Below are 10763 nucleotides of genomic sequence, written 5' to 3'. Positions count from 1 at the left end.
CGAAGATTTGAGAATTAAAAATCTGGTGAAAAATCATTGTTTAGCTAAGTCAATAAATGACGCATCCTGGTATCAGTTCCGTATCTGGCTTGAATACTTTGGGAAAGTATTTAAGAAAGTCACGGTGGCTGTAAATCCGCAATATACTAGCCTTGAATGCTCTAGCTGTGGTGAAATTGTGAAAAAATCTCTATCCACTAGAACGCATATTTGTCAATGCGGTTGTGTGATGGATAGAGATGAGAATGCAGCTAGAAATATCCTGAGTCGAGGATTGAGTACCGTAGGGCATACGGGAACTTTCATGCTAGACATGAGCAACGCTTTAGGAGATAAGTCCTCTATTCAGACTGGAGAAATCCTGCCTGAGCAAGTCATATCGTTGATTAAAGAATCTCAGTGTCTTTAGACCTGAGAGTGTCAATTTATAGTGCGTTCCAGGCTTTAATCAATGATTATATTGATCGTAAAAAGAAAGATATATAACAATATCAACCTTCATGAATCAATTGCAATAATGCTTCCGTTGATATCTTGCCACTCATATCTGTACCTTCTAATAAACTATCCGCTAAATCTCGCTTGTGGTGATGTAATTCCACAATCTTGTCTTCAATAGTATCCTTAGCTACCAAGCGATAAATTGTTACCGGACGTTGTTGTCCAATCCGGTGGGCGCGGTCAGATGCTTGATCTTCCACAGCCGGATTCCACCAAGGGTCTGTATGGATCACGTAATCAGCAGCAGTTAAATTCAGTCCTGTACCCCCGGCTTTGAGACTAATGAGAAAAACATCCCCATCCCCAGCTTGAAAGGCATCCACGCTTCTTTTCCGTTCCGCCATTGGGGTACTACCATCTAAATATTGATATTTAATACTTTGTTTATCTAGATAATTGCGGATGATATGTAAATGGTCAACAAACTGACTGAACACCAACGCCTTATGGCGATTTTCTAAAAGTTCACCCAACACCTCACCAAAAAGTTGCAACTTAGAACTAGATAACTCAGTATCAGGCATCACCAAACTAGGATTACAGCAAGCGCGACGCAGTTTCATAATCTCTGCTAACACTTGCAAATGTTTCTGTCCTGCATCTGCATTACTTTCAGTTAGTTTAGATATAGCTTGACGACGCAACGCTTCATAAAATGCCTTTTCCTCTTTACTTAACTCCACATGAAGCAGAATTTCCGTGCGAGAAGGTAATTCTGACAACACCTGATTTTTTGTGCGTCGTAATAAGAATGGTTGAATTAGTTTTTTCAGTTTATTACGTGCTTGTTTATCTTGATATCTCTCAATGGGATTTGCAAAGCGTTGATTAAAGCTTTCAAAAGAACCCAATAAACCAGGATTAATAAAGCGGAACAAATTCCACAACTCACCCAAATGATTTTCAATGGGAGTCCCAGTTGTCAGCAGTTTGAAATTAGCTTTCAAGTTCATAGCTGCTTGGGAACGTTTAGTAGCCATATTTTTAATTGATTGGGCTTCATCCAATACAATCGTTTGCCACTGCAATTGAGAGAGCATTTGAGCTACTTCGTCTTGCTGCAATAGCCCATAGCTACATATCAACATATCCAATGGTTGTAAACCATCTAATAATTTTTGGCGGTTAGCACCAGAAAATTGCATAATATTCAGAGTTGGAGCGAATTTTTGCGCTTCACTCACCCAATTCATACAGACGGAAGTAGGGGCAATAATTAAAGTTGGGCCTGTATGGGCATTTCTAAGAATAACTGCTAATGCTTGGACGGTTTTACCCAGTCCCATTTGGTCGGCTAAACAAGCACCTACACCCCAATGTGCTAAACGTGCTAACCAACAAAAACCATCCATTTGATAGTCCCGTAATTCGGCTTGAAATGTAGACGGAAGTTCTGGTTTAAGGTCTTGCACTTCCTTGAGTTTCTGGATATGTTCCTTCCAATGTTTATCTGCTTTTAGTTTACCTACCTCATCTACAAAGTCTTCTAACCCCAATGTAGCCAAGGGGTGAAAACGCATCCCTTTGCCATGTTTTTCGGAAAACATCCGCAATTCGTCGAGACGCTTGCGAAATGCTTGGGTTAAAGCTAGAAATTGACCATCACCCAGGGGAATAAAGCGGCTAGGGGTTTTCTCCAAGAGTGCTAGGAGTTGCTGCATATCTAGCACTAGGTCATCATTTAATTTTAATTCACCAGTAGCTGCAAACCAGTCTTGTTGTCGTTGAATTGATAAATTAAAGTCTTTCAAGTCTGCATTGTGACTAACTCGCAGTTTTTCCCCTTCTGGCCAAGCCATAACTACACTGTCTCCCAGTGTTTGCAGTTCTAGCAGCAGTTCTAAACAGTCTTCTGCTTCTTCTATTGCCCATTCACCATCTTGTTCTTCAATTCGCGTTAAGGTGGGACAGGCGGCTATAGCGGCTTTAGCAAGTTGTTTTTCTTCTGCTAAATTACGTTTAGTTTGCAGACGTTTACCTTCAATTTCGGCAATGACTGTTTCACCACCTGCACCGGGACGGAAGTAAGGGCCACCTTGGGTAAAGGGGCGGGATAACAGGGTGATTTTCAAGCCGGAATTGGCAGGTAAGAGGTGAATGTGGGGTAAGGTTTGGGCGGGGACTTCTTCGGCATTTTCTAGTCCACCACCGATGTCAGAATGGACGGTAACGATACCAGATACGGCATTAATGGCTGCTAAAACTTGCTTTTCGGCGATCGCTGGGACGTTTAGTTTGTTATCTTTACCAATAATCTCGGCAATGCGTCTGTGTTCAGCTTTAATTTCAATGACTTTGATGCGAGTTGGGGTTTCTTTGATATGCAGAATATTCTGTGATTCTGGTAATTTGGGCGAAAATTCCAGGGTGAGACGACCTTGTTTTTCTTTTTTCACCAGTAGTTCTGGTTCTCCTTTGACAATTTCTACCCGGATATTGGGCGTATCTTCCCAAAAAACTACTGGGTGTCCAATTAACGCCAAGATGGCTTTTTCGTTGAACATATAGTCAACTTTGCCATAATAGCCCTCGTTATATGTCTGAATACAACCACAGATCCGCATATCTTGGGGTGTGACGTAATCAAAATCCGCTAATCCGCTGCTAAGACGTTTAAGGGCTATGGCACGACCTTTACTCCATTCTCCTTTGGCATTAACTTTTTGTTCCTTGGGTTGCAAGACACATTTGCTGGGATAGAAGGTAATGAACCATGCTAACCGCATTTCTGACTCTGGTTTGCCAGGGTTTTGTGGTTGTTTCTGGAGATTTGCTAGGGCATTGAGGCACATTTCCCAAGCTTCTTGGGGTTGGATTACATCTACTATGGTTTGGATGCCGCTATCTTCTCGTAGTGCCGCTGCTTGTTTTTTGTAGTTACTACTAGGTTTGAGTCGGGAGAGGAGTTCAGCGGTTTCCATTGTCAGCCAGTGATGACAGGATGCGAGCGATAGCGAAGCGCTCCGTAGGAATCGCCGATATAATGGTTCTAGTATGTCAGGTAAGCGTTTTTTAGCACTTTCAGCATCCATCCAATAAAGGCACAGAGAACAAAACAATGTTTGTAAGCTATTTTCTTCTTCTACACAAGCAATATAGGCACTTACTACAAGTTCTTTTTGAGTAATATCACCTCGCTGAACTTGCAATACCATTTTCAGTCTGGCATAAACAAATGTGAGCCAATGATCTGATTCACGGGACATTAATGTGGCATACTCTTCTGCTTCTTTGAGGCGTTCTGCTGAACCATCTTTTAATAGGGCGAGGATAAAAAATAAGCCGCCCATTGTATTAAAATATATTTGGCGTTTGCCTGTAGCTTTTTTTATAGCTTTGAGGGCATCTGTATAATATTTAATTGCTTGGTCATTTTCACCCCGCACAAAACTCAACCAACCCCAATAAATAGCGGCGTTATTTTGAGATTCCTCTGATATCCGTTCCAAACAATCTTTTGCTTCTGCCGTCTCACCCCGTAATAGGAATTGTTCTGCCAAAATCAGATGCAAAGAATCTGAAGAATATTTTCCAGGTTGATAACATTCTTCTTCTAGCATCATAAAAGCATCTTCGCAGTCAGATAATTTTAATGCTGAATTGAAGAGGACACTTGATATACAACTTTGATATAATTCTTTTGGTAGGGTGTTAAACCAATCTGCGTCAAATGGGTTATTACATATCTGGTTGAAGATATTTTCTATGACTATTTTTTCTTCGCTATAACTATGGTTATGGTAATCTTCAATTTGCTTTTTAATAAAAATAGGGTCTTGGCGGTAAAGTCCAATGCGGATTTCTCTGATACACTGGCGGAGACTGCGGAACATCCGAGAATTTTTGTTCCAGTGATTACTTACTGGTAATGTTTCCTCTACGGCTTTAACTAGTATCTCAAACTTTCCAGTTTCTACAGCATGACGAGTAGCAATTTCTGTGAGTAAGGGATGACATTCAGGTCCTGATTTGCTTTCCTTGACTAGCAAACCTGCTATTACCAATTTCTCAATTTGGTAATTGAGGGTATTAGTAGTCCAAGGTCTATTCTTTTCGTCTAAGGCAGCCGTTTGCGAAAGACAACTGAGGAATGAATTTTTGTCTATCGGTGCATAAATTACCGAAAACAATTGGATAATCTTTTGGATAGCAGGGGATAAATCGAAGTATTTTTTAGCGAGTTGTGTTTGGAGTTGGGTAGAATTAGGGTTAAAATCGGACATGGTAATAATAATTGACACCGTTGTTAGGTATCTGGTGTAGATGTGCCAAGGCTGTAGAGCTTTTAGCTGGAATATTACCTTTTAGGTTATCAGATGTATTGCTAGATTTTCTCAAAGTTTGGCTCATTAAACTGACTTAAATCTAATTACGAGTGTAAAGGTCTGGTTGTAGTTTTCGTGGTAGGCTGCAAGATGCGATATCAAGGAGAATACCTCAGCAATCACCCCATCTAAAAAATAGTAAGCATTCAGCCGTCAGCTAATGCCTAACGGCACGCTACGCGAACAGCAAGAGAAAGAATTGATAAGCATTCTGAATATTAATTACTGATGTCAGTCTTCCCTATTCAAAAGCCCTAAAATCCGGTTTTAGCTGACCACTGATAGCTGAATGCTTACAAAAAATCAAGCCACAGTTTTTACTGATTTGATGCCTTGGCTACATTTTTGAATTAGCAGCCACCGGTCAGAATCTTTGTCTAATGCTGGTTTGAGACGAAAATTAAACACTTCTTCCCATACATCTACTCCATACTGACTAACAAAATTAACTTCTAGGTTTTTGAATTGTTGCCAGTTGCGATCGCTAATTGCGGTAAGCATAGGAACGATAGTAGTGATAGGGACTTGGGTAGCTACGGTACTCATTCTGGGTAGTCCTCAAAAATACAGATTATTGGCAGGGGTTCATCTTCTGTGTCGATAATTTCGACCAATCGTTTGCCTTTACTTCTGGCAAGTTTTTGACAACGTTCTTCAGTTGCGGCTGATGACCAATCTCTAGTCTCTTTGAAATAGTCAAACTTCCCCTGGGAACGTTTAATATCATCATCTTTCATACTGATTTTTCAACGTTCAGTTTTTAGCGATTGGAGGATGCCTGCGGACTTAGGAACATGGATTAAATAACTTATAATTCCCGGTTATTGTTTTGGTATAGGACAAGAAACCTCAAATAAAGTTTGACACCTGATTACATCCATGTTTCTTAGCGTTGCTATCACAACTGTGTGAATGTTGGTTAGCTTGCCTTTTGTTGACGTTCTTGAATGTATTTCTCTACAAGTTCCCGTGTTTTCTCACTCATATTTGTATTGTCTCTAGCGCAACACACCTTGAATTCTGTTCTTAACTGTTCCGGTAGAAATACGCGGTAACTAACCATTTTTTCATCTAGGTTTTCTGACATAGCTGATATAGATACGCTGTTTAACCTATTTTGCCTCCTTTTTGGCATTTTGTATTTATATGTCGTATATATCGGTTGACATATATGACATATATTGTCTATGATAACAGACATACCTGACCTATACAACCCCATTGCCTACCAAAAACCTTACAAGTTTTCTGGTAGGCATAAAGAAAGCTCAATGTCTTTAGACCGACCTAAGAATATCAATCCGGTGTGATGATGTGGAATTTAAGCCGATTCTATTTGTGTAGTAGCCAGTTGCCGCATTATTGCCTTTACTTGTGACTGGTTCATGCAATTGCATGACGGCTTACGCTACGCTATCGGCAGTGTGATGGAGCGCTATCTCTATTCCTGATGGGACTCGTATCCCTGACGGGACTGAAAGAATAGAGATAGCGCAACATAGTAATCGCAATTTGAACAAATTAGTGTAAAATAATTTCAATAGCAAAACCCGGTCAGCCGTCGAAAGTTAACCGGGAGTTGCATTTCAATAACTCACTCACCACTTGGGGCGAGTCGTTTTGTTTTGACCACATTCGCAGCAGTCGTTATCTATGACTACATTAACCGATCTAGACCAAATTGATCAAGAAATTTTTTCCCAGATCCAGCAACAAGCGCAAAACATGACTCGCGCCTTCATCCAGATGTGTCAAACAGTCTATTTTGCCAAACTGACGTGTAAGCGCACTGAGTTGAAGACCATTCAAGAATCATTAGAGTGGACACCAACCACGGCCACCTCCTATGCTAAGGTAGGCGAGTTCATTGCCGAAATCGAACCTAGCAATCTAGATTTGCTCGATTGCAACACAATCAAAGCTTTGTGCTGCGATAAGTTTCAACCAATATTAGAACGCCTTAAATCAGAACGTCTCACAGTAGCAGAAGTCCGCCAGGAGATGACGCAAATCAATAAGTCCATGAAAAAAGAGAAGCCACCGCAGCGATTATTGGAGTGGAAGAGAGGGAAAACAGGTGAGCGATCGCTAATTATTTGTTTGCAAGATGCGGAAGCAGGTGCAGAATTTGAAAGCAGGTTCAAAGCCTCCTGTCTCCCGTTGCCCTTTTTCATTAGGAATTTACTGAGACAACAGCCAGTGCAACCGGATATGAATTGGCAACCAGGATCAGAAGAATCAGTCGCACAGATGGAAGAAAAATTACCACAAGCAGAGGAAATCGCAGAAATAGAGAAGGTGATTTGTGGGGAGCATCCCAGTTTTTTGCAAAGGGGAGAAAAATCAGTCAGGACAGGTGAGACGAGTGTATTTACGTACAAATGAGTTCAAAACAAAAGCAAGGACATGAACTACCTCTAGTTAGCTTCGCTTGAACTAGAGGTTTCTGCATCCTCTAGTTTGATATTGGCAGAGTTACTTTGAGATTTTTGACGCTTCTTTTCCCCTAGTTGCCTCATGCTTCCCGCTTGTTTGCGGGTACGTGAAGTAGAGCTAGAAAGATCAGCGTCTGCGAGGCTAGTTCCTAGCCCCGGCAGAGTACCTTTTGCCCAATAAAGCATCACCTCGGCAGCGGCAATATCCCTATCCTGAACATACCCACAGACACCACACTCATGCTCTCGTTTATCGAGTGTTTTCTTGTGCTGATTTCCGCATTTCGGACAAGTTTGACTGGGTTTTACTTGACGGGTGGGGACTTCTACAAATACACCGCCAAATTGCTCAACTTTGTATTTGATAGTGTTACGAAGCATCCCAAAACCTACATCAAGGATTGACTTATTTAACCCAGCTTTTTGCTTTTTGCGCTTACCTTTTTTTGCTTTACTGGTCATGTTCTTTACTTCTAGTTTTTCCGTTGCAATGAAGCTATTACTGCTGATTATTTCTACTGCAACTTGATGTACCCAATTTTGACGCTGGTTAGCAACTTTACGAGCTAGTTTACTAACTTTGGCTTGGGCTTTTTTATATCTTCTAGAAGCCTTGATTTTTTTGTTTCTATTTGGTGCGCGTTTACGTCTCTTCTCCTTAGAAGCTTTTTTGATTTTCTGTTCAGCAATTCTATAAAACTTAGGGGCATCAATTTGTTGATGATTTTCCCCGTCGGTAATTGATAATGCTGATTTACACCCTAAATCAATTCCTACCGCACCAATGGGTAAAGTTTTTGGTTTTAGGGCTTGCTCTAAAACATTAACTGTTATAGAGGCGTACCATTTGCCATTGCGAAAAACAATAGTGCAAGTAGTAGGTTTTCCCCAATATTTGGCTTGTCCACGCATTTGAATCTTGCCAATTTTGGATAGATTCAGATACCCATTCTCGCCATTAGATTCTACTTTAAACCCCGCAGAATCTGGGTATGTCCACCCAGAATAGTGCCTGATTGATTTGAATCTAGGGCGTTTACCCAGTCCTTTAAACCAGCGTTCAAAAGCAAAATCAACCCGCTTTAAAGTTGCCTGTAAAGCATGGCTAGGAAGCTCTTTGTATTCTACCCAAACTTCTTTAAACGCTGGCAAACAATTCTGTTGCTCAAAATAATCAACCTTGTGGTTAAACTTTTGATATTGGGTAAACCTATTATTGACTGCGGCGTTAAATAAGTCTTTGTGTAACTTTCGGTGATACCGCAATTTTGATTCAGTTGTCTGATTTGGATATAACCGGAAAGTCATCCGTCTTATCGCCACAGCAAATATTTACCCTCTGTTTAAAATCTGTTATATTATTAATATAAATTAGACACGGGGGTTTGTCAAGTGCTTGCTCGTAAAGGCTCACACGCCGTATTTTCTATTCACCTGCACTTTATATTTGTGACTAAATACAGAAAGAAAATAATTAATGCTCCAATACTGGAAAGAATGCACGAGATTTTTGCAAATATCTGCATTAAGACTAACTGCATATTAGTAGAGTTTTCCGGTGAACAAGATCATGTCCATTTGTTGATAGACTACCACCCGGACAATAATATCTCTGATTTTACATCTAGTTTAAAATCTGCCAGTAGCAGGATTATTCGTAAAGAATTTAAAGAACATATTGATAAATTTTATTGGAAACCTGTCTTCTGGTCTAGCTCGTATTATGTGGCATCAAGTGGTGGTGCGCCAATTGAAAAACTAAAGCAATATATCAAGGAACAAGACGCACCAACGAAGTAAAAAGAATAGAAAGATGGTTATTTTCGCTTCGCTGCAAGTTTGAGCATAAAAACTTGGAAAACTTGAGGTAAAATGTTAGAGAATCCTCAAATAGTAATTACTTATGATATGGCAAGCAATAGAAGATATATTATCAAATTGGCAAAATTTAGCTAGTTCTGAGTTACGTCCTTTGGTTACTGTTTGGAATGAGCAGGCAGAGCGGCTGCGTGCATCTGGTGAATTTAAAGTTTTTATGGAAAGACTACGCCGAGAAATAGCCATTGAAACGGGAATTATTGAGCGGTTATACAATATAGATAAGTAGAACGGCTTGAATAATTCAAAGTTTGTAGTGAGGAATTTATTCCTCATTTGAGGGCTGAAGCCCTCACTACGAAATCATCTCCAAATTTTTTACATTACTTAATCTACTTTGATTTATTTTCGTCTACTTACTTAGAGGAATAACTCGCCTTTTAATTGAACAAGGAATTAACGAATCTCTAATTCCTCATGGAGCGACAGATCGTCCAGTAAAACAAGTAGTATCTTTAATCAGGGATCAAGAAACTGCTCTTGAAGGATTGTTTGATTTTGTCGGTGGACAAAGGAATTTATCAACCTCTTATATAAAACAGCTACATCAAGTTCTCACCCAAAACCAAGATAATACAGAGGCTTTAGTTCCATCAACAGGGGAAATTATTCGTGTTTCTCTGATTAGCGGTGACTGGAAGCGTCAACCGAACAATCCTATCAGACCAAATGGTATTATTCACGAATATTGCCCTCCAGAACAAGTAGCATCGGAAATGGATAGGTTGATTGAATTGCATCATCAACATCGAAATCAACAAATTCCCCCTGAAGTTGAATCGGCTTGGTTGCATCATAGATTTACACAGATTCATCCATTTCAAGATGGAAATGGCCGAGTTGCTCGATGTATTGCCAGTTTAGTTTTTATTCAAGCTGGTTGGTTTCCTCTAGTTCTGACTCGTGATGACCGAGCAGATTACATTGCCGCTTTAGAGCAGGCAGATCAGGGGGATTTATCAAAATTAATTAATTTGTTTGCCAAGAGCCAAAAGCAAGTTTTTCTCCGCAGTCTTGGTTAATGTTTAGCAAGTTGTTGTCAGAGGCACGACGGACTCAGGTTATTATTGCTTCCATTGCTGAAAAGCTCAAGCAAAATCAATCAGCATCTATTCCAGAGCGCAGTCAAAAAGTTGAAGATTTTGCTTCAAAGTTATTTGAAATAGCCTCTAATCGCGCACAAGATGTTGCCAATGAAATCAAGCTATCTGTACAAAATATAGTGGATGATGCAGATGTTTTTATAATTAGTGCGCCTGCTGGTGATCCTCGTTCATATTACCACCGTTACCAAATTGTGGAAACTGCTAAACAGTTAGGATATTTTGCTAATCTTCGTAGTTATCATGCCTGGATACAGTTGGTTATTAATATAGGAATATCAACGACAATTTTGTTTTCTTTTCATGTTCAAAGGACATGAATATCGGGGATTGCTAGTATGTTCAGCCTGTGCCTACCATAGAGATAATACAGAAGATGGGGAGCGCAACATTAGTGATATTCAAACACTAACTGATTCTCCATTTCAGTTTTCTTATGCAGATGAAGATGATAACTTAACAGAGCGGTTTAAGTTGTGGTTGGAAGATGTAATCCTCACGGGGTTGGAATATTGGAACCC

The 10763-nt window shown here is 40.0% G+C and carries 11 protein-coding genes and 1 pseudogene; 7 read left to right on the top strand and 5 right to left on the bottom strand.

The window, feature by feature from the left end; translation table 11 throughout:
• A partial coding sequence (locus tag FJR11_RS22945) for a zinc ribbon domain-containing protein (protein ID WP_168507949.1) occupies nt 1-409 on the top strand: 409 nt, incomplete at its 5' end.
• Nucleotides 410-491: 82 nt separating this feature from the next.
• Here FJR11_RS22945 and FJR11_RS22940 read toward each other — a convergent pair.
• The 4 genes from FJR11_RS22940 to FJR11_RS22925 form a co-directional block, all read right to left on the bottom strand.
• Complete coding sequence (locus FJR11_RS22940; protein WP_168507951.1) at nt 492-4724, bottom strand: DEAD/DEAH box helicase; 4233 nt, start codon at nt 4722-4724, stop codon at nt 492-494.
• A 405-nt stretch (nt 4725-5129) separates the two neighbouring features.
• On the bottom strand, nt 5130-5372 hold the full coding sequence (locus FJR11_RS22935) for a hypothetical protein (protein WP_168507947.1): 243 nt from the start codon (nt 5370-5372) through the stop codon (nt 5130-5132).
• On the bottom strand, nt 5369-5563 hold the full coding sequence (locus FJR11_RS22930; RefSeq protein ID WP_168507945.1) for a hypothetical protein: 195 nt from the start codon (nt 5561-5563) through the stop codon (nt 5369-5371). Before FJR11_RS22930 ends, FJR11_RS22935 begins: the two co-directional genes overlap by 4 nt.
• Nucleotides 5564-5745: 182 nt before the next feature.
• Nucleotides 5746-5913 carry a copy number control protein gene (locus tag FJR11_RS22925; protein ID WP_168507943.1) on the bottom strand — a complete coding sequence of 56 codons (168 nt, stop codon included), beginning with the start codon at nt 5911-5913 and terminating at the stop codon, nt 5746-5748.
• A gap of 566 nt (nt 5914-6479) precedes the next feature.
• On the opposite strand from FJR11_RS22925, the gene FJR11_RS22920 reads away from it, so the two are divergent.
• A complete protein-coding gene (locus tag FJR11_RS22920) occupies nt 6480-7211 on the top strand; it encodes a hypothetical protein (protein ID WP_168507941.1) in 732 nt (243 codons plus the stop codon).
• A 32-nt stretch (nt 7212-7243) separates the two neighbouring features.
• Here the strand turns inward: FJR11_RS22920 and FJR11_RS22915 are convergent, their stop codons facing one another.
• A complete protein-coding gene (locus tag FJR11_RS22915) occupies nt 7244-8569 on the bottom strand; it encodes an RNA-guided endonuclease TnpB family protein (protein ID WP_174763179.1) in 1326 nt (441 codons plus the stop codon).
• Between the two features lie 84 nt (nt 8570-8653).
• Between FJR11_RS22915 and tnpA the strand changes: the two genes are divergently transcribed.
• The 5 genes and pseudogenes from tnpA to FJR11_RS23690 all read left to right on the top strand — a co-directional run.
• Nucleotides 8654-9061: an IS200/IS605 family transposase gene (gene tnpA, locus FJR11_RS22910; RefSeq protein WP_168507937.1), complete on the top strand. Its 408-nt coding sequence runs from the start codon at nt 8654-8656 to the stop codon at nt 9059-9061.
• Between the two features lie 103 nt (nt 9062-9164).
• Nucleotides 9165-9368 (top strand): hypothetical protein, encoded by a 204-nt coding sequence (locus FJR11_RS22905; protein WP_254444838.1) that lies wholly within the window; start codon nt 9165-9167, stop codon nt 9366-9368.
• Between the two features lie 259 nt (nt 9369-9627).
• Nucleotides 9628-10161: a Fic family protein gene (locus FJR11_RS23700; RefSeq protein WP_254444837.1), complete on the top strand. Its 534-nt coding sequence runs from the start codon at nt 9628-9630 to the stop codon at nt 10159-10161.
• A complete protein-coding gene (locus FJR11_RS23695) occupies nt 10161-10562 on the top strand; it encodes a hypothetical protein (protein ID WP_254444836.1) in 402 nt (133 codons plus the stop codon). Before FJR11_RS23700 ends, FJR11_RS23695 begins: the two co-directional genes overlap by 1 nt.
• A pseudogene (locus FJR11_RS23690) lies at nt 10546-10763 on the top strand (Fic family protein); the annotation flags it as partial. The gene FJR11_RS23695 and the pseudogene FJR11_RS23690, both read left to right, overlap by 17 nt.

The sequence above is a fragment of the Anabaena sp. UHCC 0187 genome (assembly GCF_009712035.1).
GTDB lineage: Bacteria > Cyanobacteriota > Cyanobacteriia > Cyanobacteriales > Nostocaceae > Dolichospermum.
This window is presented reverse-complemented; position numbering and strand designations above follow the sequence as displayed.